Source organism: Clostridia bacterium (assembly GCA_014360065.1).
GTDB lineage: Bacteria > Bacillota > DSM-521 > Neomoorellales > JACIYF01 > JACIYF01.
In genome coordinates this window covers 1-26,002 of sequence record JACIYF010000034.1, presented here as the reverse complement: position 1 = coordinate 26,002, position 26,002 = coordinate 1, and the positions used below count along the sequence as shown (strand labels likewise).

The 26,002-nt window shown below is 57.6% G+C and carries 24 protein-coding genes; 19 read left to right on the top strand and 5 right to left on the bottom strand.

Annotated elements, in window-relative coordinates:
* Nucleotides 1–114: 114 nt before the first annotated feature.
* The 5 genes from H5U02_07010 (at nt 115) to H5U02_06990 (ending at nt 5,628) form a co-directional block, all read left to right on the top strand.
* Nucleotides 115–585, top strand: coding sequence for an MOSC domain-containing protein (locus H5U02_07010; GenBank protein ID MBC7342185.1), 471 nt, complete (start codon nt 115–117; stop codon nt 583–585).
* Complete coding sequence (locus H5U02_07005; protein ID MBC7342184.1) at nt 585–1,070, top strand: MogA/MoaB family molybdenum cofactor biosynthesis protein; 486 nt, start codon at nt 585–587, stop codon at nt 1,068–1,070. The genes H5U02_07010 and H5U02_07005 overlap by 1 nt, the downstream gene beginning before the upstream one ends.
* Nucleotides 1,071–1,135: 65 nt before the next feature.
* A complete protein-coding gene (gene modB / locus H5U02_07000) occupies nt 1,136–1,888 on the top strand; it encodes a molybdate ABC transporter permease subunit (GenBank protein MBC7342183.1) in 753 nt (250 codons plus the stop codon).
* On the top strand, nt 1,881–2,966 hold the full coding sequence (locus tag H5U02_06995) for an ABC transporter ATP-binding protein (protein MBC7342182.1): 1,086 nt from the start codon (nt 1,881–1,883) through the stop codon (nt 2,964–2,966). The genes modB and H5U02_06995 overlap by 8 nt, the downstream gene beginning before the upstream one ends.
* 70 nt (nt 2,967–3,036) lie before the next feature.
* Nucleotides 3,037–5,628: a ComEC/Rec2 family competence protein gene (locus tag H5U02_06990; GenBank protein MBC7342181.1), complete on the top strand. Its 2,592-nt coding sequence runs from the start codon at nt 3,037–3,039 to the stop codon at nt 5,626–5,628.
* A 181-nt stretch (nt 5,629–5,809) separates the two neighbouring features.
* Here H5U02_06990 and H5U02_06985 read toward each other — a convergent pair whose 3' ends face one another.
* Genes H5U02_06985 through H5U02_06975 form a run of 3 tightly spaced genes read right to left on the bottom strand, consistent with a single transcriptional unit; the run spans nt 5,810 to nt 9,260 of the window.
* Nucleotides 5,810–6,685, bottom strand: coding sequence for a 2-hydroxyglutaryl-CoA dehydratase (locus tag H5U02_06985; protein MBC7342180.1), 876 nt, complete (start codon nt 6,683–6,685; stop codon nt 5,810–5,812).
* Nucleotides 6,663–8,015, bottom strand: a complete 1,353-nt coding sequence (locus H5U02_06980) for a 2-hydroxyacyl-CoA dehydratase (GenBank protein MBC7342179.1) — start codon at nt 8,013–8,015, stop codon at nt 6,663–6,665. Before H5U02_06980 ends, H5U02_06985 begins: the two co-directional genes overlap by 23 nt.
* Nucleotides 8,016–9,260 (bottom strand): 2-hydroxyacyl-CoA dehydratase, encoded by a 1,245-nt coding sequence (locus H5U02_06975; protein MBC7342178.1) that lies wholly within the window; start codon nt 9,258–9,260, stop codon nt 8,016–8,018.
* Between the two features lie 147 nt (nt 9,261–9,407).
* On the opposite strand from H5U02_06975, the gene holA reads away from it, so the two are divergent.
* Nucleotides 9,408–10,376: a DNA polymerase III subunit delta gene (gene holA / locus H5U02_06970; protein ID MBC7342177.1), complete on the top strand. Its 969-nt coding sequence runs from the start codon at nt 9,408–9,410 to the stop codon at nt 10,374–10,376.
* 60 nt (nt 10,377–10,436) lie between these two features.
* On the opposite strand, the gene H5U02_06965 is transcribed toward holA, so the two are convergent.
* Nucleotides 10,437–10,799, bottom strand: coding sequence for a hypothetical protein (locus H5U02_06965; GenBank protein ID MBC7342176.1), 363 nt, complete (start codon nt 10,797–10,799; stop codon nt 10,437–10,439).
* Nucleotides 10,800–10,977: 178 nt separating this feature from the next.
* The gene (gene rpsT / locus H5U02_06960; protein ID MBC7342175.1) at nt 10,978–11,244 is read right to left on the bottom strand and encodes a 30S ribosomal protein S20; all 267 of its coding nucleotides are present in this window, start codon (nt 11,242–11,244) and stop codon (nt 10,978–10,980) included.
* A 330-nt stretch (nt 11,245–11,574) separates the two neighbouring features.
* Here rpsT and H5U02_06955 point away from each other — a divergent pair, with 330 nt between their 5' ends.
* The 13 genes from H5U02_06955 to dnaJ all read left to right on the top strand — a co-directional run bounded on the left by H5U02_06955 (nt 11,575) and on the right by dnaJ (nt 25,857).
* On the top strand, nt 11,575–11,940 hold the full coding sequence (locus H5U02_06955; GenBank protein ID MBC7342174.1) for a response regulator transcription factor: 366 nt from the start codon (nt 11,575–11,577) through the stop codon (nt 11,938–11,940).
* The gene (locus tag H5U02_06950; protein ID MBC7342173.1) at nt 11,915–12,832 is read left to right on the top strand and encodes a hypothetical protein; all 918 of its coding nucleotides are present in this window, start codon (nt 11,915–11,917) and stop codon (nt 12,830–12,832) included. The genes H5U02_06955 and H5U02_06950 overlap by 26 nt, the downstream gene beginning before the upstream one ends.
* A 187-nt stretch (nt 12,833–13,019) precedes the next feature.
* Nucleotides 13,020–13,223, top strand: a complete 204-nt coding sequence (locus tag H5U02_06945; protein MBC7342172.1) for a hypothetical protein — start codon at nt 13,020–13,022, stop codon at nt 13,221–13,223.
* Between the two features lie 30 nt (nt 13,224–13,253).
* The gene (locus H5U02_06940) at nt 13,254–14,009 is read left to right on the top strand and encodes a hypothetical protein (protein MBC7342171.1); all 756 of its coding nucleotides are present in this window, start codon (nt 13,254–13,256) and stop codon (nt 14,007–14,009) included.
* A gap of 153 nt (nt 14,010–14,162) precedes the next feature.
* Nucleotides 14,163–14,507 carry a phage holin family protein gene (locus tag H5U02_06935; GenBank protein MBC7342170.1) on the top strand — a complete coding sequence of 115 codons (345 nt, stop codon included), beginning with the start codon at nt 14,163–14,165 and terminating at the stop codon, nt 14,505–14,507.
* A gap of 375 nt (nt 14,508–14,882) precedes the next feature.
* A complete protein-coding gene (locus tag H5U02_06930) occupies nt 14,883–16,004 on the top strand; it encodes a stage II sporulation protein P (GenBank protein ID MBC7342169.1) in 1,122 nt (373 codons plus the stop codon).
* A 72-nt stretch (nt 16,005–16,076) separates the two neighbouring features.
* Nucleotides 16,077–17,651 (top strand): murein biosynthesis integral membrane protein MurJ, encoded by a 1,575-nt coding sequence (gene murJ / locus H5U02_06925; GenBank protein MBC7342168.1) that lies wholly within the window; start codon nt 16,077–16,079, stop codon nt 17,649–17,651.
* A gap of 61 nt (nt 17,652–17,712) precedes the next feature.
* Complete coding sequence (gene lepA, locus H5U02_06920; GenBank protein ID MBC7342167.1) at nt 17,713–19,521, top strand: elongation factor 4; 1,809 nt, start codon at nt 17,713–17,715, stop codon at nt 19,519–19,521.
* Nucleotides 19,522–19,523: 2 nt separating this feature from the next.
* Nucleotides 19,524–20,816, top strand: a complete 1,293-nt coding sequence (locus tag H5U02_06915) for a radical SAM protein (protein ID MBC7342166.1) — start codon at nt 19,524–19,526, stop codon at nt 20,814–20,816.
* Nucleotides 20,817–20,912: 96 nt separating this feature from the next.
* Nucleotides 20,913–21,944: a heat-inducible transcription repressor HrcA gene (hrcA, locus tag H5U02_06910; GenBank protein MBC7342165.1), complete on the top strand. Its 1,032-nt coding sequence runs from the start codon at nt 20,913–20,915 to the stop codon at nt 21,942–21,944.
* 81 nt (nt 21,945–22,025) lie between these two features.
* Nucleotides 22,026–22,793, top strand: coding sequence for a nucleotide exchange factor GrpE (gene grpE / locus H5U02_06905; protein MBC7342164.1), 768 nt, complete (start codon nt 22,026–22,028; stop codon nt 22,791–22,793).
* Nucleotides 22,786–24,645, top strand: coding sequence for a molecular chaperone DnaK (gene dnaK / locus H5U02_06900; protein MBC7342163.1), 1,860 nt, complete (start codon nt 22,786–22,788; stop codon nt 24,643–24,645). The genes grpE and dnaK overlap by 8 nt, the downstream gene beginning before the upstream one ends.
* A 27-nt stretch (nt 24,646–24,672) precedes the next feature.
* Nucleotides 24,673–25,857, top strand: a complete 1,185-nt coding sequence (dnaJ, locus tag H5U02_06895; protein ID MBC7342162.1) for a molecular chaperone DnaJ — start codon at nt 24,673–24,675, stop codon at nt 25,855–25,857.
* Nucleotides 25,858–26,002 lie beyond the last annotated feature (145 nt).

Here is a 26,002-nt window from a genome sequence, read left to right as displayed (position 1 = left end):
GGGGGTGGGGGAGCCATACGGATCGCTGGCGAGCCCATGTGGAGCCGGCGCCAGCGCCCCGGCATGGGAAATGTTTCGGAAGCATCTAACATGTTGAAGGAGGGTGTAGGGGGTATGGAAACTAACCAAGCAGGCAAGGCACTAAAAGCTCGCGGTCGGGTGGTGGCTGTCTGCCAAAGTGAGAAGAAGGGTGAGCGCAAGACCAACATCGGCCGCGGGGTGCTAATAGCCAATTCGGGCCTTGCGGGCGATGCTCACGCTGGTCCCTGGCATCGGCAGGTGAGCCTTCTGGCTATAGAGAGCATCAACAAGATGCGCGGCTTGGGGCTTGAGGTAGGGCCAGGCGATTTTGCCGAGAATATCACCACCGAGGGTATCGATCTAGTTTCGTTGCCGGTGGGCACCCGGCTGAAGATCGGGGAGCAGGTGATTGGGGAAATAACCCAGATCGGCAAGGTCTGCCATGGCCGCTGCGCCATCTACTATCAGGCTGGAGACTGTATTATGCCTAAAGAAGGGATCTTCATGGCAGTGCTTCAAGGCGGACCGGTGGCGGTGGGCGATCCCATTGAGGTGGTGGGCTGATGATTCGGGTAGGCATCATTACTGCCAGCGATAAAGGTTCCCGGGGAGAAAGGGAGGACTTAAGCCAGCAGGCCATCCGCGATGAGGTGGCCAGCATCGGCGCGGAAGTGGTGGCCTATGAGCTGGTGCCCGATGAAAAGGATATCCTGGTGCAGAAGCTAAAAGAGATGTGTTCCCAGGCGGATCTCATCTTTACTACCGGCGGGACTGGGCTGGGGCCCAGGGATGTCACCCCTGAGGCTACCCGGGAAGTGATGGAGAAAGAAGTCCCAGGCATAAGCGAGGCCATGCGTTGGGCTAGCCTACAAAAGACCCCGCGGGCCATGCTCTCCCGGGCCATGGCGGTTACTCGGGGCCAAACCCTGATTATCAACCTTCCGGGGAGCCCTAAAGCGGTTCGCGAGTGCTTGCAGGCCATTCTTCCGGCCCTGCCCCACGGCATTGAAATCCTTAAGGGGGAAACAGGGGAGTGCGCCCGGCCTTAAGGAAACCAAAGGAGGCCTTTGGCTGGTGGGCCTTGGCGGTTAGCTTAGTTTTTGTAGTTTTTATCATGTTGCCGGTAGTCTCGGTTTTTGCCAGCACTTCAATGGTGGAGATCCTGGCTAGCTTCCGCAAGCCCATCGTCGTGGAAGCGCTGCGGCTTAGCGCCGTTACTACGGTCATCAGCACCGTTATCGTAGTCGCCTTGGGCCTGCCTTTGGCCTATACTCTGGCCCGGACCCGCTTTTGGGGCCGGGAGATCATCGACACCCTGGTGGACTTGCCCATGGTGTTGCCGCCTTCAGTGGCGGGTGTGGCTTTGTTGATGGCCTTTGGGCGTAGGGGCCTTTTGGGCCAGTACTTGGCTGCTTGGGGCATCAACATTACCTTTACCGCGGTGGCGGTGGTTATGGCCCAGGTCTTTGTGGCCGGCCCTTTTTTTATCCGCTCGGCTCGGGCCGGCTTTGCCCAAGTGGACCCATTTCTGGAGCAGGCCTCGCTTACTTTGGGTAAGTCCAGGGGGCAGACTTTTTGGCGCATAACTTTGCCCTTGTCTTTTCCCTCGCTCCTGGGAGGGGTAGTCATGGCCTGGGCCCGGGCTTTGGGAGAATTTGGCGCTACCATCATGTTTGCCGGCAACCTCCCTGGTCGGACCCAAACCTTGCCGCTAGCGGTCTATACGGCCATGGAAAGCGACCTCGAGGCAGCTTTAGCTATTTCTGCCCTGATGATCGGGCTCTCCTTTGGGGTATTGCTGGCCGTGCGCTGGCTCACTCGCTCAGGAATAGGTCGCAGGTATGAGCAGGAGAAAAGCCATGCTTAAGCTGGAAGTTGAAAAGCGATTGGGCAGCTTTAGGCTCAAGGCCAATTTAGAAGTTGGCAACGAATTGTTAGTGCTGATGGGCCCGTCGGGAGCGGGCAAATCTACCATATTGAATCTGGTGGCAGGGTTGCTCACGCCAGACGCTGGCCGGATCGTTTGCGATGACCAGGTATTCTTTGCCGACGAACCAGATCCGGTTATGCTTCCGGTTCATCGTCGACGGGTGGGATATGTGTTTCAAAAGCCGGCCTTATTTCCTCATCTGGATGTTTTTGGCAACATCGTCTACGGACTCAGCCGCCAGGGGCGGAGACAAGCGGAAGGGAAAGTAAGGGAGCTGCTCCAGCTCTTGCGCCTGGAAGGGCTAGAACACCGTTCGGTAGATCAGCTCTCCGGGGGCCAGGCCCAACGGGTGGCCTTGGCCCGAGCCCTCATCATTGAGCCCCGGGTGCTGCTTCTGGATGAGCCTTTAAGCGCCCTAGATAATATCATCGCCAACAAGCTGAGGATGGATTTGGTGCGGGTGCGCCGCCAGTTCCAGGTTCCCACCTTGATGGTTACCCATTCTTTAGAGGAAGCTTTTATGTTGGGCGACCGGGTGGCGGTGGTAGTCGATGGCCGAGTCCTGCAGGTGGGAAGCCGGGAGGAAGTGTTCTACCGGCCCAACAACCGGCAGGTGGCCCGCTTTGTGGGCATGAAGAATATTTTTGACGGTCAGGTACTCAGTGCCCATCCCCAGATAGGGCTGAAGGTCCGGGGAGAAAAATTTACGGTGGAACTCCCCTATGCTGAGCTTCCTCCGGGTCGGGAAGTCTGCTTTGGCATCCGCCCCGAGGACATTTTGCTTCTACCGGAGAGGAAATCCAACCCCGAGGCGCCCAAACCCAATACCTTGCGCGCCCGGATAGTGGAATGTTTGCCGGAGGGGGCCTTGTACCGGGTGTTCCTTCAATGCTCGGGAGGTAGCTATGACCTGGAGATGTTGATCCCTAGGCACGCCAGCGAAAAATACCACTTGGCCATAGGCCAGTGGTGCCAGGTTTGCCTTCCCCCGGAGAGCATCCATCTTATAAGCTAACTAATAAGCTAAAACTTTCTGCCTCATCCTGGTGGAAGGGATCGATCAAAGGAGCTAAGAAGGGACGACCATGCCTTCGCTCTGGCTTTCGGCGCCGCTTTTGCCCATAGCCCTGGCTTATGCCGCCGGCGTACTAGCGCACCCATTGCTTCCCCTGCCTCCCTGGGGACTGGGGCTGGCGGCCTTGGCGCTAGCCGGCATCAGTTTTTGGAGCTGGCGCCGTCTAGTAACAATCACCCCATTGTTGTTGGCCTTGTTTTTTCTTTTGGGCGCCCTGGGCATGGCCGTAAACCAGCCTCCGCCTTCTTTGCTGCTTCGGCATACCCATACCTTTTTGGATCTAACTGGAGTAGTGACCGAGGAGCCCCGCCTTTACCCCAATCGCAGCGTTTACGTGCTTGCGGCGCAGAGGATTAAACAGGGAGAGTGGCGCCTTGACGTCGGCGAGAAGGTGGAGCTTCGCATCTACGGCCAAGGGCCTAAGCTTAGCTATGGGGACGTGGTGGTGGTCCATGGCCAGCTCAAAGCCCCGTCGCCGGCCCGCAATCCGGGCGAGTTCAATTATGCGAAATACTTAAGCCGGCGCGGCATCTTTACCACCTTGGCCGTAGGTGAGCCGGGGGCGATAAAGGTGGTCGGCAAGGCTCCCACTAACCCCTGGATCGGCCTGGCTTTAGCCGCCAAGGCTAGGGTGGCTAAAGCTATTACCGCGGCGGTGCCAGCCTCTAGCGCCGGGATGCTTCAGGGCGTGCTCTTTGGCGACGAGGAGATGCTGGGGACGAGCCAAATAGATACCTACAAGAACTTGGGCCTCTACCATGTATTCGCCGTCTCCGGCTTGCACCTGGGCTTCGTGCTGCTGTTTCTGACCATTCTCTGCCAGCTGGCCGGGTTGGGCCGTATCCCTACCGCAGCCTTGACAGCGGCAGGAGTACTGTTCTACGCGGCGGTAGCCGGATTTACACCCTCGGTGTCCCGGGCTACGGTAATGGCGCTAGTAGGCTTGGGGGGAAGGGCTTTCAATCGTCAGGCCTATAGCTATAATTCCTTAGCCTTGGCCGCTCTGGTCCTGCTCCTGGCCAATCCCTGGGAGCTCTTTGAACCCGGCTTTCAGCTTTCCTTTGCGGCCGCCTGGGGCATCATCTTCCTGAGCCGGGCCATAGGCGATGGGGCCGACCATATGGCCGAGCGGTTGGCCGGACCGAGGTTGGGGATGGCTGGCCGCAAAGTTATCGGTTGGGCATCATCGGCTCTAGCCGTGCCTTTAGGGGCGCAACTAGCCGTCCTACCTTTGGTGGCATTCTATTTCAATCTGGCTTCCCCCTGGGGGATCCTGGCCAACTTGGCCTTGGTCTGGCTGGTGGGTATAGCTGTAATCCTTGGCCTAGCCGGCTTTATCTTGGCGGTGATTTGGTCGCCGTTGGCAGCGCCGCCTTTGGTGGGGGCGGGGGCGATCCTGGAGCTGGTGGACCGGGTTGCGACCTGGATCCGGGGCCTGCCTGCGGCTAGCCTGCCGGTGGCTAGCCCGGCGCCGGTTGCTATCGCCCTTTACTACCTGGTGCTGGTCCTAATGGTCTGGCTCGGCCTTAACCGGGGCGAAACTTGGCTTCAGGTACGCTGGCTGAGGTACCGGCGGCGGCTAGCCCTAGGTGCGGGAGGGGCGACCTCGGTGGTCCTAATAATCTTCACTATCTTGCCCCTGTGGCGCCCACCTGAGCTCAAGGTGACTTTCCTGGATGTGGGACAAGGCTCTTCGGTGTTCATCAGCACTCCGGCCGGAAAGAAACTGCTGATTGACGGCGGCGGCCTCCCTTGGCGCCCATCCCTAGGGAAGGAGAACCGAGGCCTCCCGGGGGTTGACAACGGCTTTGATGTGGGCGAGAAGATAGTAGTTCCCTTCCTGGTGCGGCAAGGGGTAAGAAATCTAGATTGGGTGATTAGCACCCACCCAGATGCCGACCACCTCCAGGGCCTGGAGGCGGTGGTGGAGCATTTGCCGGCATCCAGGCTGGCAGTGCCGGGGGCGCTGGTTTCTGCCCGCGAATATGCCGGCTTATTTGCTGCTTGTGCCAGCCGGGGGACCGAGATCTGCCCTCTCACCGGCGGCCAGTGCTTGTATGCCGAACCGGGCCTAACCGTTACTGCTCTCCACCCCCAGGCTGCGGGTTCCAGGACCGGGGATGGCTCGGCCGGGCCCGGCGCTATCGCCGGTTTCTCCAGCACTGGGGCCAGCCCCGGCGCCCTGGCCGGTCCCTCCGGCGCAAAGAAGGGCAGCAACAACTTCTCCCTGGTGCTGCAGCTGACCTATGGCCGCTTTCGCCTGCTCTTGCCTGGAGATTTGGAAAAGGAGGGAATGGAAGAGCTGCTAGGTCGCCTGGGGAACCAAGCGCCACAAACGCTGGCTAGCAACATCCTACTTTATCCCCATCACGGCAGCGCCGGGGGGTTAGATCCCAAGTTTCTGGAAGCAGTCAACCCCCAGGCGGTGATAATCCAGGTAGGGGAGGATAATTCCTTTGGCCATCCGGCCCCGGCGGTGCTAAATTACTGGGCCCAGCGCCGGGTACCAGTCTACCGTACCGATCGCCAAGGGGCCATCACCGTAATTGCCCGCCCCGATCGCCTGCTGATCCAGCCCTTCCTGAGTGCCGGTGGGCCCTGACCTGCCGCAGCCATCCTGGGGAGTTCCTAACTCATCAACATCGCTTCAGCAGGCAGTACCCGGTTTCTGGGCGAGCGGTCCGGAAGCGGGCCCGAACTCATCAACATCGAGTCAGCAGGGGGAAATGGTGCCACCGCAAGGCGTGCTCGTGCCCGTTTGAGGTCAGCCAAAGGCATCAGCGCTAGGAAATGTTGGTTTCCTCATGAGCCACCATCCGCCGGGCTATAAGGGCCGCCCCTAGGGCTCCCACAATTTGCGGCTCGGGCGGGACCAGGATGGGTGTTCCCAAAATATCTCCCAAAATGCGGGCGATGCCGTTGCTTTTGGCTACCCCTCCAGTCATTACTACCGGCGGTTCTACTCCCACCCGGCCAGCGAGGCCGGCGATCCTGGCCGCTACTGACTGCAAAAGGCCTAAGGCTATTTCTGACCGGCTTCGCCCCTGGGCAATTAAGGAGACTACTTCTGACTCGGCAAAGACGGTGCAGGTGCTGCTGATGCTGGCGGCTTGGCGGGCCCGATCGGCCAGGCGGTGCAGGCCGACTATATCGGTTTCCAATGCCCGGGCCATTACCTCCAAGAAACGGCCGGTTCCGGCAGCACACTTGTCATTCATTACGAAATCCACCACTTCACCCGTCGGCCCCAGCCGAATTACTTTGCTATCTTGCCCGCCCACATCGATGACGGTCCGAGCCTGCGGAAACAGGTAATGAGCTCCCTGGCCATGGCAGGTAATTTCGGTAACCGTTCGCTGGGCAAAGCTGACCATGCGCCGCCCGTAACCGGTGGCTACCACCGCCTCTACTTGGGAAAAGTCAACCTCGGCTTTTCCTAGAGCCGCCTCTAAGGCTTGCTCCATGGCTTTCTGGATGTTGGCACCGGTAAGAACAACGCTGAAAGCCAAGATGGAATCTAGCCGCCCAAGCCTGGGGTTCCCGGCCGCAAGGTGCTCAGGGCCGGGCTCCTTAGCCTCACGGAAGCGGTTTGAATTCGCCTCCATGAGCACCACTTCGGTGGAAAGGGACCCGATATCAATGCCGGCTACTAACTTCACTTTGCTGCCTTCCTTTCAAGACTTCCATAAAGCTTTCCAGCCGCGTACGGACTTGTTCTGGGCTCTGGTCCCTGGGATCCACGCAGTCGCCATCGATTACCAGCATAGGTAGGCCTTGTTCGCGCAAGGCCTGCTGGATCATGAGGGCGCTGCCCCCAGCTTGGTGGCACCCCCAGTTGGAGTACTGGATTACGCCATCAACATGGTAGTCTTCGGCCAGGCGCAAGATGTGCTCAAGGCGCCGGACTGGGGGACCGTAGCTGGGGTGGGCCAGGACTTTATGGGCCAAGCTCTCCCAGGGCCGCTCCAGGTCCAGGGGCGGCCAGTAAACGTCGTTCAGTTCCTCAAAAGCAATAACCGCGCCCAACTCCTTCTCCAAGGATGTGATGATATCGTGGGGGTAGTAAGGCGGCACATGCAGCCAGAGCAGCCGAGAGAGCTCGGATTCCCGGGTCGGTCTGGGGCTTGAGGAGGCGATTTCCTGGTATAGGGTCTGGTAAACCTTTCGAGCTCGGTCCGAGCCAAAGCCGCCAAAGACTACCGCCAATAGGTTCAAGGTCACCTGCCCGGAGATAGCTCCTGGGTAGCGCTGCCGCAGCTGGTTGGCGCTGACCGCCCATTGGCGGGCCTGATTGGATAGCCACAAGGACTGCTTAAGCTTTTCTAGACTGAGCCGATGGCCGGCGAGCTCCTCAAGAAAGGCGCTGGCCTCCTTAAGCTGGTCTGCTACATAGGCTACGGCGCTAGTAAGGTCATCTGTACCAGTCAGCACCGGAACGTCGAGCAGGAAATGAGCTGGGGCGGAAGTGGAAGCCGCCATGCCCTCCTGCTCGAGATGCTCCAGGTTGCGAAACAGCTTAGGGCCGCCATCACAGATGGCGCTGCTGGAGAGCATGGCCCGGGGGCGGGGTAGGTACCCCAAGCGGGCACAACCATAGGCACAGCGGTGAAACGAACAGAGGTCATGGGAGTACCATTCTCTATCAGCTTGGTTCAGCATCTGGGGTGCCAACCCCATGGACGCGATTACTGCCGCTACTACCTCGATGGGAAGGGGCATGAAGTCAAAGGCATAAACTAACTCGGTGGGGAAGAAAGCGGTGGTCCAAATTGCTTTCCCCTGAGCGTAGGCGGCCTCAGCCTGGTCGAGGGCCAGGTCTAGCATGGCCTGGGCAGTCAACCAGCCTGCCGCTCGCGAGCTCCCCCTTGGCTCCAGGGCACGAGACAGGGCCAAAAGCCACCTGGCTAGCCGGTAAGTGAACCGGTATCCCAGCATCTTTGGACCCCAACGGACCAGTTGGTTGCGGACTACCGAGTTAAAACTGGCCATTTACCGAGCACCTGCCTGACCGATAGCCAGCATCTCCATGAAAGCCTCGACTCGGGTAGCTTGTTGCCCCAGAGCGCTAATGGTGTAGTCGCTTTCCAGATAAAGCAATGGCACCTTAGCCTGGGCCAACTTTTCCTTGAAGTACGGGTAGTCGTAGAGGGCAAAGTCACAGAATTTGAGGGCATAATAGATCACCGCTTGGGCTCGATATTCCTTGACTGCTGAAAGCAGCCTATCCGCTCGCTGGGCGGAGGAGAGCATGCGGCTACAGGGTACCTTAGTCAAATAGGAGCTAGCCAGCCACTTCCAGGGATCATCTGGGCGGGCCGGTGCAGGCCCTTCCAAGCCACCCTGCGGGCAGGCCACGCCTCCGCTTTCGCCTTCGGCCAAAAGCAGAGGGCGGATCCCCAGGCAACAATCCTCGTAGACCACTTCGGCACCGTTTTGGTCTAGAAACCGAAGCCAAGCTGGCCAGAAGATGCTGCCGGTGCAAAGAAGGCGCACCTTATGGTCGTTGCCGAAACAACGATCATCGCCAAGTTGACCGGTAGCGTGTTGAATGGCTAGGGAGATGCCGCTGTTTTCCCAGGCTTTGAGGAAAGCTTTAGGTTGGTAACTCATGGCGGCAGCCACTGCTTCTTCCACCAACCCAGGTTGAAGATGGATGTCTTGGCGTCGGCGAAGTTGATAGAGCCCCACCAGGCTTCGACGTACTTCTTGGTATTGCTCAATGGCTAAACGTATCCTTAGGTCTAGCTCTGGTTCTGATAGCAAAGGCTGGCCGTATTCCTCGGTTAGAAAGGCGGAGAGTGACCGGGCCAGTGCCCTAAGATTGTGAGCATAATGGTCTCTTGCCCCCACCGTGCTCTTATGAGGGAGATCCAGATAGAAAAAGAACCCTTGCCCTTTGGCTGCGTACTTTCGCCAGGCTTCGGCCAGCTGCATCATGGCATTGCATGAGCCGGCGAAGATGGCGCCGGCGATAGGGCCCTGAATGGTACCAGGGGCCATTAGAGTTTCCAGGCAGCTACGAACGTAGGGGCAGAGGTTTCGCGGCAACAAGCGGTCGGCCTGAAGAGGAGGCTTGGGAAGGCCAAAAATGCGCATCGGCCGAGCACCGCAAGCGGCAATTACTTCCGGCGGCACATAGGTGCAGAAGTAAGCTATGGACGGAGCATGGCTAAGATATGGGTCTATTTGCCGAAGTAGCTGCTCGAGGCCAGCATTTAAATCCAACCCACCCAACTTCAGTTACTCCCTCCCCTCTCAAGATTCCCTTGCCTTTACCCAGATTTTAACTCTAACCCCAACCGCTGTCCATGTGGAAACTCCCATGCCATCGGCACCGGAATCGCTTATAATTAATCCTGGACCGGAAGAAGGTGAAATACCATGCATTTCCAGGAGGCTCTCAATCTGGTGCGCCGAGGGAATCTCGCCAGCGCTTACCTTTTAGAAGGGCAGGAGGACTACCTGGCCCAGGAATTTATCGGGGCAATAAAAGCCCAGGCGCTGACCGCGGGCACCGAGGATTTTAATCTCTCCGTTTATGAACTGGAACAGGCGACCTGGCAGGACATCTTGGCGACCGCCAATACCCCACCCATCTTGTCCTCCCGTCGGCTGCTGATAGTGAAGGGTAGCCGCCACCCCGAGGAGGTTGAAAGCCGGGCGCTGGAATCCTACCTGGCCGCTCCCAATCCCTCTACTTGCTTAGTTTGGTGGTATGGGGGAAAACCGGATCTACGCCGCCAGGCCTTTCGTTCCTTTGCGATCGTCCAGCTGGATACTAGCCGCGATCAAGCTATGGCTTGGGCCCGCCGCTGGGCTAAGGAAGCCGGCCACGAGCTTGAACCTCAGGCCTGGACTGAGCTGTGGTCCCAGGTGGGTTCTCCTATTGATCTGACCCGCTTGCGCCAAGAGATGGAGAAGCTGTTTGCCTTTGCCGGAGATGCCAAAGTAATCACCCCAACTATGGTGCGGGAGGTCTTAAGTTCCAAGGGCGAGACCAGCGTGTTTAAGCTTTTGGATGCGGTGGGGGAGAAAAACCTCATTAAGGCTTTAGCAGCCTTAGACGACATCCTGGCTTGGGGCGAGCCTCCGGTGCGGGTGGCCTTCATGTTAGCCCGGCAGGTACGGCTCCTGTTGTGGACTAAGCTAGCTTTTGAGCTCAAGGAGCAGCCCGAGGAGTTAAAGCTAAAACCGTTTGAGCGGGAAAAGCTACAAAGGCAATCCCGGCTTTTTAGCCCCGAGCAATTAGCAAGAAGCTTAGAGCGCCTGCTTGAGCTCGACTTGGCCCTTAAGGGGGGAGCAGAACCCAAGGAGGCGCTGGAGCTGGCTGTAATTGACCTATGTGCATAGAATCGGCGATTAGGTTACTTTATGTAGCCCCTCGAGCTGAGGGGCTTTTGCTTTGGCGGCCTATTGTTTGAGGCCGGCCTGGGTGGAAGCTTGAACGTTTTCCTGGGTTTGCTGCTCGCGGGCATTCTGCATTCCGGCTTGCTCGCGAGCGGCTTCGGAGGTGTTTTTGCCCACGGTGCCGCCGCCATAGGCCCCGCCAGCCTGGGAGGTATCGACCTTAGCCTGGGCTCCGGCAGTGCCCGCTGTGGCGGTGCCGGCAGCTTGTGCCGTCCCAGCCATCATGCCAGCTCCGCCGGCCGCCCCTTGGGCTGCACCCCCAAGTCCGGCTTGAGCTGAAATCTGCTGGTTTTGCTGGTTCTGCTGTTGCCGCTCGGCCTGCTCCCGGGCAATCTCGCTTTGAGTCTTAGCTCTTTTTGGGGACAAGTTATTCCTCCTTTCCGGTTTGTAAAAGTTAGGTGCGGCTACTCATGGTTAGTATGAGCAAGCAGAGCCAGGCCTAACCTGTCTAACCTTGCCAATAAAATGAAAAAGCCCTTGACCTTGGGTGGCCAAAGGCTTTTCGTTCGTAAGGCTTGTGCCCTCGCCTTTTAGTTGAGCCGGGCTATTGCATAACCGAGTTGTACCGGCGGTAGAGGCCGGATTTATACCGGGCAGCGGCATTCTTATGGATGGTGCCTTGGGCTTGGGCCTTGTCGATGGCAATAACCGCTTGGATGAGGGAATCCCAAGCTTGCTGCTTATCTTTGCTGGCTAGCGCAGCATTGAACTTGCGAATGGCGGTCTTCATCCGCGACTTGATAGCAGAGTTGCGTAGGGTTCGGACCCGGGCCAGCTCGGCTCGTTTGGCTGCGGACTTGATGTTGGGCATTTGTTGGTTCACCTCCTAACCCGGTTCTGTGTACAGAGGGTATTGTAGCACGGGATTCGACAAAAGGCAAGAAAAGTAAATGTAACAGAAAGTGTGTTAGTAGAAAAGGCCCGGCCAAGTCCTTATATTGGGGCCAGGATCGAGATAGCTTTCCGTTAGTATCATATAGTTGGAATTCCAGGTTATGAAAATTTGATTTGGTTTATTCGTTCAAAAGTAGTATAATTTTAGCGGTTAGCGGTGGCGTGTATCCCCCATGACCGCCATCATCCCCACCTAACTGTAATAAACCGGGCGAGTTTTCTGCGCCTACGCTTTTGGGAGGTAGGAATGTGGGCTTATTGCGGATCTGTAGTCGGGGGTACGGAAGCCCAGCGAGCCGGCATCGGGGCTAGTATTGGCGGCCATCCCGATCTCCATGTCTTAGGCGGCTGGGAGAAGGCCAAGGGGCTGAAGGAGGTTCGCCATCTACACCCCGACGTGATCATCTACTGGTTGGATGACAGCCAAGCTGATCCCGGTCGCATCCAAGCGCTGAAGAGCGCTTGTCCTTTCACTTTAGTCATTGCCCTGGTTGATTTGTCCAAGGTGAGTGTGGAGACGGTTTTGGAGGCGCCAATTGATGGTTGCTTGCGGGTAGGTACGGCACCCCGGCACTTGCGCCAGACTATTGATCTGGTTCACCAGCCAAGCTGAGAATGCTAACAATGTCTTTACCACTGGTACCCTGATCATTGGGGCCGCCAATGCCGGGGCCAACACCGGTACCATGACCTTTGCTAATGCTAAACCTGGGGATCATTACACCTATACCATCAACGTTAAGAACCTGGGTAGCCTGCCCTTTTGGTATATGGTTACTGCCCAAGAGGCCGGTGGGGACAGCGATCTTTACGATGCTCTGAAGGTCTCCATCAATGGTGGTGCCGATCAGCCCTTGAGCTCGGTGGTGGGTCTAGTGTTGAACCTTAACCTGGCTGCCGGGACGGGCGAAAATGTCACTTTCGACATCAAGCTACCCCGGAGCGCCGGCAATGCCTTGCAGGGTAAGTCCTGCACCATCGACTTTGTGTTCAATGCTGGCCAGGTGAACAATGCTCCGGCCAACCCTAACCTGGTCAATGCCGGCTTTGAGCTGGGCAATCTAACCGGCTGGACCACGCTAGCTGCGGCCGATTCGGTGGCCGTAGTAGGTGCTGATACCTTCACCTCGCCTCAGCGGGGGAGCAAGATGTTGCGCTTGGGCGATAACGTAGGCCCCCAGCCCATTGGCGATAACAAGGTTTCTCAGACCTTTACCGTGTTGGCTCCCACCTTGACCTTTGCCTACAATATCTTTACCTATGACTATGAGGGATACGATAACTTTGAGTATCAAGTCAAGGTAGTGGCGGGCGGGACCGTCATTGCCTCCTATCATACTGAGGCGTTTGGTCATGGCGAGGGTTCTGTGAGTAGCACGGGCTGGCAAACCATAAATCTTAACCTGTCCGGCCATCTGGGCCAGGAGGTACAGATCATCATTAGTGCCGGAGGCACCGAAGATAACGCCTACCCTACTTGGGCTTATGTTGACGCTCCCCAGTAGATGTTGACGGAGGTCAGCCAAGCCCGAGGCGTGAAAGGCTAGTCCAACTTAGCTTCATAATGGTTGCGGGCAGTGGGGGCGGCCGGGCCAGGTAGCCGGCCCGGCCGCAAGCCTGCAGGTAGGGCCCCAGCAGGGACGGCTTGATAGGCGCATGAGGGCGGAGTTGAGTTAGCAGGGGGGAAAAGCGATGCGACGATCGATTACTATCTTGGTATTGGGTGTGGCAGTGCTCGGCATCGCCGGGGCTTCGGCAGCGCCGACCTCTGGTCAGCTGGAGCCTAGGGCCGGCTCGGCCATGGCGGCCAGCTCTGGCCCTCCGGTGCTGGTCATCAGAGATGAGGGCCTTACGTTTCTCAATCCTGCCCCCCTGGTGACCGTAAACCAAGCCTAAGCTGGGACCAGCACCCAAGGCACGCTGGTAGTGCGCAACCAAGGGTCGCAGTCCTACAGCTATTATGCCAGCGCCGCTAAAGCCAATGGTGATGACTTGCTTTTTGGCGCTTTGGAGCTGAAGATACTAGGGATAAAGGATGGCCAAGAGGCTTGGCGTTATCAAGGGCGCCTCTCGGAGCTAAGCGACCAGGTCATGGGTACCTTGGTCCCCAATAGCGAAGAGACTTTGCGCTTCCAGGTGGGGCTGCCGGCCGGATCCGGCGACGCCTACCAGGGTAAGAGCGTGGCCTTTGCCTTTAATTTCAGCGCCTTGGTGCTGGGAAGCAGCGGGCCACCTCCGGTGGAGCCGCCGACTGGTCCGGTGGAGCCACCGCCCGGTCCACCGCTTCCACCCAATCCGCCCCCGCCGGGCCCAATACCTCCGGGTCCAGTGCCTCCAGGGCCATCTCCTGCTCCGCCATCTGGCTTTATTCCCGGTCAAGGTGGAGGTGAGCCCTTGCTCCTTCCTCCGGGGACCGGTGGGGCCATTGGCGGGTCCACTGAAGGCTTAAGGCCCAGTTCCGGTCCAGGTCAAGGTCCAGGTCTGGGCGACCAGACCCCCAGTCCGGGTGCCTCGGTTACCCAGCCTCCCACTGAGCAGCCGCCAGCAGCACCAGGTGGGTGGCTAGTGGCTATCCGCGACCACCTCCCCCTGGTCATAGGTGGCGGGGTTTTCTTGCTGCTGGGCGTAGGCTTAGGTATACGGGCCTGGCAGCGGCGGGTTTCCCGAAAGATCCCGGTATAGACTACTTCCCTTCCAGAGCTAAACCTTAAGGGCACCCGGCTTTAGCGACGGGCCGCTCTCCTTTTTAGCTTGCCTCGGCCCCTCATAGGCTGGTCATGCATAGAAAGGAAAACTCCGGGAATGCTAACAGCCAGAGGAGGTGAGAGTATGGCTATGCAAGGTTGGACGGGTGTGGCCATTCGCTTTATTGTCTCAGCGCTGGTGCTCATGATCATTGGCTGGCTTTTACCCGGAATCCGCGTGGCCGGCTTCATCGGGGCATTGATCGCGGCGGTGGTAATTGCTGCCTTGGGATGGGCGGTGGAGCGGTTATTTGGCCCCAATATTTCCCCGGGCCGACGCGGCATCGTCGGGTTTATCGTCTCGGCCGTGGTTATCTATCTGGCTCAATTCATAATTCCTACCTACCTATCGGTTAACGTCCTAGGGGCACTGCTGGCAGCGCTGGTCATTGGCTTCGTGGATGCTTTTGTCCCCACCGAACTTGCCCATACCTAATCTCTGAGCATGGCTTAGAGGTCCAGCAGGCGCTTCCCGGCGCCGCTAGGGGAGGAGGTCAAACTCCTCCCCTGCTTTCTTCTTTCCTCCTGCAAAAAACATATATTGCCGACTGGGGCGCTGTTCCTCCGTTCCGTAATCCTGCGCGCCCAGCACTCAACCAACCACAGGACTACGGCCCTGCAAATATTTTGCTGCCTATGGCGTGGATCCCAAGCTCAGGTCAGTGAGTTGAGTGCTTCCTTTTTCATGCCTGGTTGCGGGGCTGGCCGCATGGGGCAATCTTCCTGGCTTTGGTCCGGGCAGGCGAGCCGGGGCATAAGGGGCATAAACTGGGGGCTTGGCGCATAGGATTGGCCAAGGGAGGGGGACAGGTTGTACCGGAGAAAGGTTGTAACCGTAACTATCCGGGCTCATACTTTGCTCTTAATTATGGCTCTCATAGGTGGGGTGATTGTATTCTCCAGGCTACCTCGACCGCCACTTTTTCCGGCCCCGGCCCGCTTTTGGGACCAGGCCAGCTCTTGGGTGGCCAGAGCCTGCCATTTGGTGGGTTTCTCGGAGGGCACTTATCGCCGCCTTTTGGAGCAAACCCTGCCGGTGGCACCTTTAAGCGAAGATGAGGCGGAGACGGCTTATCTAGGACTAGCCCAAACGGCGTTTTACGCCCTGACCGGGGTACATTTGAGCCAGCCCAGTTTCCTTAAAACCCAGGTCCCAGTCTGGATCGAGGAACCTCCTGGGGAATCGCCGTCGTCCCCATCGTCCCCACCCTCGCCTCTACCTCCTTCGCCACCTAAGGCGGAGCCAAATTCGCCTCCGCCCAGCGCCCAACCGGCCGGCGAAGATAAACCAGGCTCGGATGCCGGCGGTGCCCAGCAGCCGTTGGTGTTCATCTACAATACCCACAACGCCGAAGCCTACCAGCCCAGTGAGGGCCAGGATCGCCTGGAGGGACAGGCAGCGGGGGTTACCAAGGTGGCCAAGCACCTGGCGGACACCTTGAGGCAGAAATATAAGATCCCAGTTGTTCTATCCTCTACTATCCATGACTACCCGCACTGGGAGCTAGCCTATGCTCAGTCGGCCAAGACGGTGAAGTCAGTCTTGGCTAAATACCCCAGCATCCAGGTGGTTATTGACGTGCATCGGGATGCCGCTCTGGGCCAAAGGCGGGCCGTCACCATCGACGGCAAGCGGGCGGCCCCAGTGTTGCTGGTGGTGGGCACTGATAAGCGCCTCAAGCACCCGCACTGGAAGGAAAACCGCGATTTTGCTGAGAAGCTAGCGGAAAAAATGAACTTGACCTATCCAGGGCTGCTTCGGGGGGTCAGGGTCCAGGATGGCAGGTATAACCAACACCTCCACCCCCACGCCATCCTCATCGAGGTGGGATCGGCGGCTAATTCCTTGGAGGAAGCTTACTATTCGGCCGAGCTATTGGCAGCGGTGCTCAAGGGACTAATTGAGACTGACTCGGGGCAAAAAGTGACTTAGCTATTAGCCTCCAGTGGTATAATGATGAGGTGATTCTTGGTCGTTTAGTTAGAAAGGAGCTCCTTGACGCGTATGAAACCGGGCCAATCCACCCGGGTAGCCCAAGCCGCTAGCATAGTTATGCTAGCTACCATTGCCTCGCGCATTTTGGGCTATGTCCGGGAGGTAGTCATATACGCCCTGTTTGGGCAGAATCGCCTCACCGATGCTTACAATGCTGCCTTCTCCATTCCCGACTTCCTGTATATGCTTCTGGTAGGGGGAGCTCTGAGCTCCGCCTTTATCCCGGTTTTCTCCAGCTACATAGCTACGGAGCGGGAGAATGAGGCTTGGGAAGTAGCCAGCACCATCCTCAACGTGCTGGTGATCCTATTGGTTTTGGGGATTGCCTTGGGGATGACCTTTACCCCCCAGCTGATCGAACTGTTGGTGCCGGGCTTCGATCCGGCTACCCTGGACTTGACGGTTATCCTTACCCGGATCATGTTCTTTCAGGTCATGTTTATGGTCCTGGGTGGCATCACCATGGCTATCCTCAACAGTTACCGCAATTTCTTTTACCCGGCCTTGGGCTCGGTACTGTACAATATCGGCATCATAACCGTGGGCTGGTTTCTCACTCCCTATATAGGCATTGCCGGGTTTTCCATCGGCGTGGTTACCGGGGCAGCCCTGCAAGTCTTGGTGCAGCTCCCTGCCCTGCTCCGCCTGGGGGTGGTCTACACTCCTCGCATCAACCTGCGCCACCCCGGGGTGAGGAAGGTGGCCCAGCTCATCTTTCCCGTGTTGATCGGGCTTTCGGTTACCCAGCTCAACTTGTTTGTTAACCAGAACTTGGCTTCTCACCTTTCGGGCGGATTGGTGGCCGCTCTGCGCACGGCTCAGCGGCTGATGCAGCTGCCCATCGGCATTTTTGCTATCTCGGTGGCGGTAGCGGCATTTCCCACCATGACTGCCCAGGTGGCCCGAGGGGAGATAAACGAATTCAAGCGCACCTTGTCTCTTAGCTTGCGCTCGGTACTGTATGTCACCTTGCCGGCCTCTGCGGGTTTGATTGCTTTGCGCACCCCCATCATCCGCCTTCTCTTTGAACAGGGCAAGTTCACTGCCGAGGCTACCCAGGCTACGGCTTATGCTTTGTTTTTCTATTCTCTTGGCCTTTTTGCCTACGGTGCCACCCAGGTGCTCAACCGAGCCTTCTATTCTTTACATGACACCCGTACCCCGGTGACGGTGGGCGTAGTCACCATCGCCCTCAATATTGCTTTGAACATCCTCTTGATTAGTTATCTGGAGCATGGCGGTTTGGCCTTGGCTTACTCTTTGGCGGGGATTTTCAACCTGCTGCTTTTATTGGGGCTGCTGAGGCGCAGGGCTGGTCCGTTGGGCGGTGCGGCCATCATCCGATCCTTCAGCCAGAGCCTCTTAGCATCGATTATAATGGGGATAGTAGTAGGTTGGGTGGCTAGCTACCTAGGGGCGGAGGTTGGGGTAGTCACCAAAGCGGGTCAGGCCATCCAGGTGATGGGGGCTATGGCCGCCGGAGTGATAGTTTATGGCTTGGTCACCCTGGCCATGCGCATGCAGGAACCGGAGCTGGTAATCGATATGATCAAATCGCGTCTAGTCCGCCACCGCGGGCACTAAGCCTAATGGGGGCGGATTCTAAGGTAGGGTTAGACAGGATGGGAAAGGATTGCTAGCGGGTATGGGAGTACCTCTAAGTCAAATCAGAAACTTTTGTATAATTGCCCACATCGATCATGGCAAATCCACTTTAGCTGACCGCCTGCTCGAGTATACGGGGGCAGTGCCGGAGCGGGAGATGGTGGATCAACTTCTGGACCAAATGGATATTGAGAGGGAGCGGGGGATCACCATCAAGATGCAGGCGGTGCGGCTCAACTACCGGGCCGCTGATGGCAAGGATTACGTCTTAAACCTCATCGATACCCCTGGTCATGTAGACTTTGCCTATGAGGTTTCCCGCAGCCTAGCGGCTTGCGAGGGGGCCTTGCTGGTAATTGATGCCTCCCAGGGGATTGAAGCTCAGACTGTGGCCAACGCCTACTTGGCCATCGACCACAACTTAGAGATAATACCGGTTATCAACAAGATCGATTTACCTAGCGCCAATCCGGATCGGGTGAGGCAGGAGCTGGAGGAAATACTAGGCCTGGACGGCCGGGACGCCATCCTGGCCTCAGCCAAGACCGGCCAGGGAACTGAGGCCATCCTGGAGGCCATCGTCAAACGCATCCCTCCTCCTCGAGGCGATGCCGAGGCTCCGCTCAAGGCCCTGATCTTTGACTGCAACTACGATTCTTATAAAGGGGCGATTCCCTACATTCGCATCGTCGACGGGACTCTCAAGGTGGGGATGGAGATCAGGCTTTGGGCCTCAGGCAAGCAGTTCTTGGTGAACGAGCTGGGGGTGTTTACTCCTTTTCCGCGCCCAGTGGAGGAATTGGCGGCTGGCGAGGTCGGGTTTCTGACCGCCAGCATCCGCAACGTTCGCGATACTCGGGTGGGGGATACCATTACCGAGGCCAGCCGGCCTTGCCACCAGCCCCTGCCAGGTTATCGCAAGGCTGTTCCCATGGTGTTTGCCGGACTTTATCCGGTGGATAGTCGCGACTTTGAGAACTTAAGGGAGGCTTTGGAGAAACTTCAGCTCAATGACGCTTCCTTGTCCTTTGAGCCAGAATCCTCTGGGGCCTTGGGCTTCGGCTTTCGCTGCGGCTTTTTAGGGCTGTTGCATCTTGAGATTGTCCAGGAGCGCCTGGAGCGCGAATACGGCTTAGATCTAATTACCACTGCCCCCAGCGTGGTCTACGAGGTGAAAAAGACCAATGGGGAAGTGGTATGGATCGACAATCCCACCAAGCTCCCGCCCCCAACCGAGATTAGCTCCATCAGCGAGCCCTTCGTGCGGGCGACGATCATGGTGCCCTCCGATTATGTGGGGCCGGTGATGGAGCTCGCCCAGGAGAAACGGGGGGTCTTTATTAAAATGGAGTACGTGAGCCAAGGCCGGGTGATGCTGGAATACGATTTGCCCCTGGCAGAAATCATCTATGATTTCTTTGATCGGCTAAAATCCCGCAGCCGCGGTTACGCCTCCCTGGACTATGAACTCAAGGAATACCGGCCGTCGGACCTAGTAAAGATGGACATCCTTATCCACGGTGAGACGGTGGATGCCCTCTCCTGGATCGTCCATCGCGATAAAGCCTACGCCCGGGCTCGAGCCGTAACTGAGAAGCTCAAGGAAGTCATCCCCCGGCAGCTGTTTGAGGTGCCCATCCAGGCAGCTATTGGCAACAAGATCATTGCCCGGGAAACGGTCAAGGCCCTGCGCAAAAACGTCCTGGAAAAATGTTATGGCGGCGATGTGACCAGGAAGCGAAAGCTCCTGGAAAAGCAAAAAGAGGGAAAGAAGCGGTTAAAGCAGGTCGGCAAGGTGGAAATTCCCCAGGAAGCATTTATGGCGGTCCTGAGGACCGGAGGCGACTAAACTTGGCAGCATGGGGCATCTATATACACCTGCCTTTTTGCCTTCGCCGCTGCGCTTACTGCGACTTTGTCAGCTATGCCCGGCCCTCCCGGAAAGTGGTCAGGCGGTACCTAGATTCCCTGAAGAAAGAAATCGACCTGGCCGCCCATTTCTGGCCGGCTACTTCTCCGGAGCGACCGGTGACGGTGTACATCGGCGGCGGGACTCCGACTTTCTTGGCTACCCAGGACTTGGCGAAACTATTGGTCCACCTAAGGCAGCGCCTTTTTCTCCCTACTGTCCAGCCGCCTACCGGGCCAGCATCCATGACCTCGCTGTTCAACCCCAAACCAGCCACCGGCGGGCTTAGTATCTCCCCCATGGATATGGCTCAGCCATGTGCTACCGGTGCTCCCGTCATCGAAGAGATCACCATTGAAGCTAATCCTGGCACTTTGGACCCGGAGAAGATATTGGTTCTGAAAGAGGCCGGAGTGAGCCGCTGGTCTTTAGGAGTGCAATCGTTCGATGATGGGCTTTTGGCCGCCATGGGGCGCACCCATACTGCCCGAGAGGCGATAGAGGCCTTCCGACAATTGCGAGAGGCTGATGCCGCTAATGTGGGCCTGGACCTAATCTACGGGCTGCCGGGGCAGTCGCTGGGCCAGTGGCAGTCCACGTTGCGGGCGGCCATCGATCTAGGGCCTGAGCATATATCTATCTATGGCCTGGGGATGGATGGGCCTAGCCGGTGGGCTCGAGCTTTTAAACGGGGGGAGCTGGCCCTTCCAGACGAGAATACTAGCCTGGCCATGTTCTGGGCCGCGGTTCAAACCCTTACCCAGCATGGTTACCACCACTATGAAATTGCTAATTACGCTCGACCAGGTTATGAGTCGCGGCACAACCTCTTATATTGGCACAATCGACCCTATTGGGGCTTGGGCGCCGGCGCTGCCTCTAGTTGGGAGGGAGACATTGGGACCGGAGGCCCGGGTAGCTGGCGGTGGAGCAACTTGGCCTCTTTGACCAGGTACTGTGAGAGCCTAGAGGCCAACCGGTTGCCGGTGGCCGACCGCCAACCCGTGACCGTGAGGGAGCGGATGGAAGAGACTATGTTTTTGGGTTTGCGGCTGCTGAATGGGGTGAGCTGCTCTGATTTCACCCACCGGTTTGGGGTTGGTCCCGAAGATGTCTTTGGTGAGGCCATTGCCGAGCTTTTGGACGGCGGGCTTTTGGAAAGAGCTGGAGACCGGTTGCGGCTCACCCAGCTGGCGCTACCGGTGGCCAATGAAGTCTTTTGCCGGTTTGTTTAGGCCGCATACATCTTGACAACCACATGGGCAAGTGTTACTTTGAGAGAGAAGCCTTAGCACTCTCCACCTAAGAGTGCTAATCAGGGGGCGAAGGGCATGCAACTGGATGAGCGCAAGCGACGTATACTGCAGGCTATTGTCCAGGATTATATTGCCACTGCGGAACCGGTAAGCTCCCGGGCTATCTGTAGGCGGTACAACCTGGGGGTAAGCCCAGCTACTGTCCGCAATGAAATGGCCGATTTGGAGGAAATGGGCTATATCGAACAGCCGCATACCTCAGCTGGCAGGATTCCCTCGGATAAAGGCTACCGGTATTACGTAGACTGGCTGATGGAAGATCGTGAGCTCGACCAGGCTGAAAAGGCTACTATTCGGGCCTGGTACGCCAAGCGGATGAAGGAAATCGAAGAAATAGTGAGCTTGACTACGCAGCTATTGTCCCGCATTACCAACTATACGGCCATGATGCTGGAGCCGCGCCTGGATGGGGGTAAGTTCAAGTATCTTCGGCTTATTCCCCTTGCTCCTACCCGGGCCCTGTTGCTGGTAGTCTCTACTTCGGGCATGGTGGAGCATCAGCTGGTGGAATTCTCTACCTCCATCAATCCCGAGGATTTGGAGAGGCTCTCCAACGAGCTTACCGACTGCGTCCGTGGCAAATCGATCCAGGAAATCATAGGTGGGAACCTGAGCGAGTTGCAGCTACAGGTGACTAGGCAGCGCCAAGTGCTGGGGGAGGTTTTAAAGCTCCTCAAGGAGGCCCTGATCGATAGCCAGGAAGAAAAGGTGTACTTGGGCGGCACCAGCAACATTTTGGCCCAGCCGGAATTCAAGCGGGCAGATCGCCTGGAAGCTCTATTTGGGCTGTTTGAGGATGAGAACCACTTGCGCTACCTCCTGCGAGAGGCCTCCGATAACCAGATAACCGTCCGTATCGGAGAAGAGAATCTCTTTGATGTCATCCATGATTGTAGCATAGTTACAGCTACTTACCGCATCGGCGGGCGGACTGTAGGCACGTTGGGGGTATTGGGACCCACCCGGATGCAATATTCCCGGGTTCTACCGGCAGTGAGGTATACCACTAGCGTCTTATCTGAGACTTTGACCGAGCTGTTCGGTTAGAAATTGGTAAGAGCCAAAGAAGACCGTCAGGAGGCTGGTGCCCTAGCGGCACTAGCCTTTATTGAGTCAGGAGGGGTAGGTTTGGGAAAGAAGAAGAGGCAGGACCAAGCCGGTGAGGCCAAGGCAATCAATGAAGAGGACCAACCCACCCAAAGCAGCCAAGGCCATGAAGAGAAGGTGGAAACCACCGAGGACATAGGCCCAGAAGCTGGGATGGTCAAAAAGGAGCAGGTGGAGGAGCTGGAGCGCCGGCTTAAGGAACAAGAGGAGCGCTATCAGGCCTTGTTTAACCAGTGGCAGCGCTTGCAGGCCGACTTCGATAATTACCGCAAGCGGATGCGACGGGAGCAGGAGGAGCTGCGGGAATATGCAGCTTGTGGCCTGGTGGAGAGGCTGTTGCCGGTGCTGGACAATTTTGGCCGGGCGCTAGCCCAGGCCAAGAAGCCAGCTACGGGAAGCGAGATTGACCGCGCCTTCCGGGCCGGGGTAGAGATGATTTATCGGCAACTAAACGGTATTTTGGAGGCAGCCGGGCTAAAGAGAATGGAGGCGGTAGGGAAGCCTTTTGACCCTCGATGCCACGAGGCCATGGCTCGGGAAGACCAGGATCAGGATGCGTCTCCCGAGGCGGTAAGTATCGATATGGTTTTGGAAGAATATGAAACAGGATACTGGTTCAAAGATCGGGTTCTGCGCCCAGCTCGGGTTAAGGTGGGAAGCCAAGTACTCAACCCAGAGCCGCAGCCAGAACCGGAGCCGAAGGCAGAAGCTGAGCCGGAGGCAGAACCAGGGACCAATGCATCTAATAATGGCGAAGTAAATGCTGAAGGAGGGGATAGCCATGCCTAAAGTAATTGGTATAGACTTAGGCACCACCAACTCGTGCGTTGCGGTTATGGAAGGCGGAGAAGCGGTAGTCATCCCCAACGCTGAAGGGGGGCGGACTACGCCTTCAGTAGTTGGCTTTAGCAAGACCGGTGAGCGTTTGGTGGGGCAGGCTGCCAAGCGGCAAGCCATCAGCAATCCGGAGCGCACGGTAGTATCCATAAAGCGGCACATGGGCTCAGACTATCGGGTAAAGATCGATGACAAGGAGTATACTCCCCAGGAGATCTCAGCTATGATCTTGCAGAAGCTGAAGGCTGATGCCGAAGCTTACTTGGGAGAAAAGATTACCCAAGCGGTAATTACTGTTCCTGCCTACTTTACTGATAGCCAGCGGCAGGCCACTAAGGATGCTGGCCGGATTGCTGGCTTGGAAGTGCTGCGAATTATTAATGAGCCTACTGCTGCCGCCCTGGCCTACGGGTTGGACAAAGGGGAAGACCAGACTATCCTGGTCTACGACCTGGGAGGCGGGACTTTTGATGTCTCCATCCTTGAGCTGGGCGAGGGAGTATTTGAGGTCAAAGCCACCAGCGGCAATAACCACCTGGGCGGCGACGACTTCGACCAGCGCATTATTGACTGGATGGTGGCTGAGTTCAAGAAGGAGCATGGCATCGACCTGTCTAAGGATCGGGTGGCCATGCAGCGCCTTAAGGATGCGGCTGAGAAAGCCAAGATCGAGCTCTCTGGCGTTACCACCACCAATATCAATTTGCCCTTCATAAGCGCTTCTGACCAAGGACCGTTGCACCTGGACCTCAACCTCACCCGGGCCAAATTTGAAGAAATGACCGCCGATTTGGTGGAAAAGACGGTTGGGCCCATGCGCCAGGCCCTGCAGGATGCAGGCCTAACTGCGGATAAGATCGACAAGGTAATTCTGGTCGGCGGGGCCACCCGGATGCCGGCAGTCCAGGAGGCGGTGCGCCGGATTACCGGGAAGGAACCACACAAAGGCATCAATCCCGACGAATGCGTGGCCATGGGAGCGGCCATCCAGGCGGCGGTGCTGGCCGGGGAAGTGAAGGATGTCTTGCTCTTGGACGTTACCCCCTTGTCCCTTGGCATTGAGACCTTAGGGGGCGTCTTTACCCGCATCATTGACCGCAATACTACCATCCCCACTTCCAAGAGCCAGATTTTCTCCACCGCTGCCGACAATCAGACTACGGTGGAGATCCATGTGCTTCAAGGCGAGCGTCCCATGGCGGCTGACAACAAGACCCTGGGCAGGTTCCAGCTAACGGGAATACCACCTGCGCCCCGGGGAGTGCCGCAGATCGAAGTCAAATTTGATATTGATGCTAACGGCATCGTTCATGTTTCCGCTAAGGACCTAGCTACTGGAAAGGAGCAAGCCATAACCATCACCTCCTCTAGTGGCCTGTCGGAACAGGAGATCCAGCGCATGATCAAAGACGCCGAGGCCTATGCGGAGGAGGACAAGAAACGTAAAGAAGAAGCCGAGACTCGTAACCAGGCTGACGCCATGGTTTACCAGACTACCAAGACCTTAAAGGATTTAGAAGGCAAGATCGATAAAGAGGATGTCGAGAAAATCACCAAAGCCCGGGACGAGCTGCAAAAAGCGCTAGAGGGCAAGGATATCAACCTCATTCGGCAGAAGTCGGAGGCCCTTTCTCAGGCTCTGTATACGGTTACTACCAAGGTATATCAAAAGGCCCAAGCCCAGGGCGGTCAGGCGGCTGGCGGTGCGGGAGCCGCCGGGGGGCCGGGAGCCGGGCAAGCCACTGGCACCGAAGGTCCAGGGTCAGGTAACGTGACCGATGCTGACTATGAGGTCAAGGAGTAATTCTGACACTAGGAAGGCGGCACGCTTATGCCCAAGCGGGATTACTACGAGGTATTAGGAGTATCCCGGGATGCATCGGAGCAGGAGATTAAGAAGGCTTACCGCCAGTTGGCCCGCAAGTACCATCCCGACCTCAACCCGGGCAACAAAGAGGCCGAGGAGAAGTTCAAGGAAGTTCAAGAGGCTTACGATGTCTTAAGCGACCCGCAACGGCGTGCCCAGTATGACCAGTTTGGACACATGGCTGACGGAGCTGGGGCGGGAGGGTTTGGCGATTTTGGCGGCTTTGGCAACTTCCGCGGTTTTGGTGCCGACCAGGATTTGGGCGGTTTTGGTGGCTTGGGCGACCTGTTTGACATGTTTTTTGGAGGCGGAGTAGGAGCCCGGAGTCGCCGCCCTGGTCCAGAACGGGGCGCGGATTTGCGGATGGATTTGGATATATCCTTTGAGGAAGCTGCTTTCGGCGCCAAAAAAGAGCTCCAGGTCCCCCGTACCGAGACTTGCCCCCGGTGCGGAGGCAATGGAGCCGAGCCTGGCACTGCGCCGGTCAGTTGCCCGACTTGTGGAGGAACTGGGCAAATAAGGCATGCCCAGGCAACTCCATTCGGTCATTTCCAGACCATTACCACCTGTCAGCGCTGCGGTGGCACCGGTAAGGTGGTGGAGAAGCCTTGCCGGGAGTGCCGGGGCCGGGGGCAGGTGCAGCGCCACCGCCGGATCGAGTTTACGATTCCGGCTGGAGTCGATACCGGCCACCAGATCCGCCTGCCTGGCCAGGGCGAGGCCGGGAAAAGGGGAGGCCCTCCGGGGGACCTATTCGTATATATATCGGTGCGGCCGCACAAGCTATTCCGGCGAGAAGGCGACGATGTGGTGATGGAATTGCCGCTGTCGTTGGTGGAGGCAGCGCTGGGCACGGAGGTGGAAGTGCCGACCATTGACGGGAGCCCAACCACTATCAAGGTGCCTGAAGGCACCCAGACCGGGCAGGTTTTCCGGCTGCGCGGCAGGGGCATCCCCCGGCTCAGAGGCCACGGCCGCGGCGATCAGCGGGTTAAGGTGCGGGTGGTGACCCCCACCAATCTCACCGAAAAGCAGAAAGAGCTATTGAGGGAGTTTGATCGCCTCAGTCGGGAGAGCCAGAGCTCGAGGAAAGACAGGGAGAAGGAGAAAGGTTTTTTTAACCGGGTCAAGGACGCATTTATGGGGTAGGAGGTTAAACTGATTGTCACTGCCCCGATTTGTGGCTAGGGGAGAGAGTTTTGCGACGGGCGTGGTGGGCCACGCCGGAGAACAGGCGCACCACCCCAGATTGGTTTTTTGGGTCAGCCCCCGGGGTAAGAAAAGAAGTTTGTAA

What these genes read in the sequence shown, in the direction of transcription:
- H5U02_07010 (MBC7342185.1), top strand. Translation starts at nt 115, where the DNA reads ATGGAAACTAACCAAGCAGGCAAGGCACTAAAAGCTCGCGGTCGGGTG.
- H5U02_07005 (MBC7342184.1), top strand. Translation starts at nt 585, where the DNA reads ATGATTCGGGTAGGCATCATTACTGCCAGCGATAAAGGTTCCCGGGGA.
- modB (MBC7342183.1), top strand. Translation starts at nt 1,136, where the DNA reads ATGTTGCCGGTAGTCTCGGTTTTTGCCAGCACTTCAATGGTGGAGATC.
- H5U02_06995 (MBC7342182.1), top strand. Translation starts at nt 1,881, where the DNA reads ATGCTTAAGCTGGAAGTTGAAAAGCGATTGGGCAGCTTTAGGCTCAAG.
- H5U02_06990 (MBC7342181.1), top strand. Translation starts at nt 3,037, where the DNA reads ATGCCTTCGCTCTGGCTTTCGGCGCCGCTTTTGCCCATAGCCCTGGCT.
- H5U02_06980 (MBC7342179.1), bottom strand. Translation starts at nt 8,015, where the DNA reads ATGGCCAGTTTTAACTCGGTAGTCCGCAACCAACTGGTCCGTTGGGGT.
- holA (MBC7342177.1), top strand. Translation starts at nt 9,408, where the DNA reads ATGCATTTCCAGGAGGCTCTCAATCTGGTGCGCCGAGGGAATCTCGCC.
- rpsT (MBC7342175.1), bottom strand. Translation starts at nt 11,244, where the DNA reads ATGCCCAACATCAAGTCCGCAGCCAAACGAGCCGAGCTGGCCCGGGTC.
- H5U02_06955 (MBC7342174.1), top strand. Translation starts at nt 11,575, where the DNA reads ATGTGGGCTTATTGCGGATCTGTAGTCGGGGGTACGGAAGCCCAGCGA.
- H5U02_06945 (MBC7342172.1), top strand. Translation starts at nt 13,020, where the DNA reads ATGCGACGATCGATTACTATCTTGGTATTGGGTGTGGCAGTGCTCGGC.
- H5U02_06935 (MBC7342170.1), top strand. Translation starts at nt 14,163, where the DNA reads ATGCAAGGTTGGACGGGTGTGGCCATTCGCTTTATTGTCTCAGCGCTG.
- murJ (MBC7342168.1), top strand. Translation starts at nt 16,077, where the DNA reads ATGAAACCGGGCCAATCCACCCGGGTAGCCCAAGCCGCTAGCATAGTT.
- lepA (MBC7342167.1), top strand. Translation starts at nt 17,713, where the DNA reads ATGGGAGTACCTCTAAGTCAAATCAGAAACTTTTGTATAATTGCCCAC.
- hrcA (MBC7342165.1), top strand. Translation starts at nt 20,913, where the DNA reads ATGCAACTGGATGAGCGCAAGCGACGTATACTGCAGGCTATTGTCCAG.
- dnaK (MBC7342163.1), top strand. Translation starts at nt 22,786, where the DNA reads ATGCCTAAAGTAATTGGTATAGACTTAGGCACCACCAACTCGTGCGTT.
- dnaJ (MBC7342162.1), top strand. Translation starts at nt 24,673, where the DNA reads ATGCCCAAGCGGGATTACTACGAGGTATTAGGAGTATCCCGGGATGCA.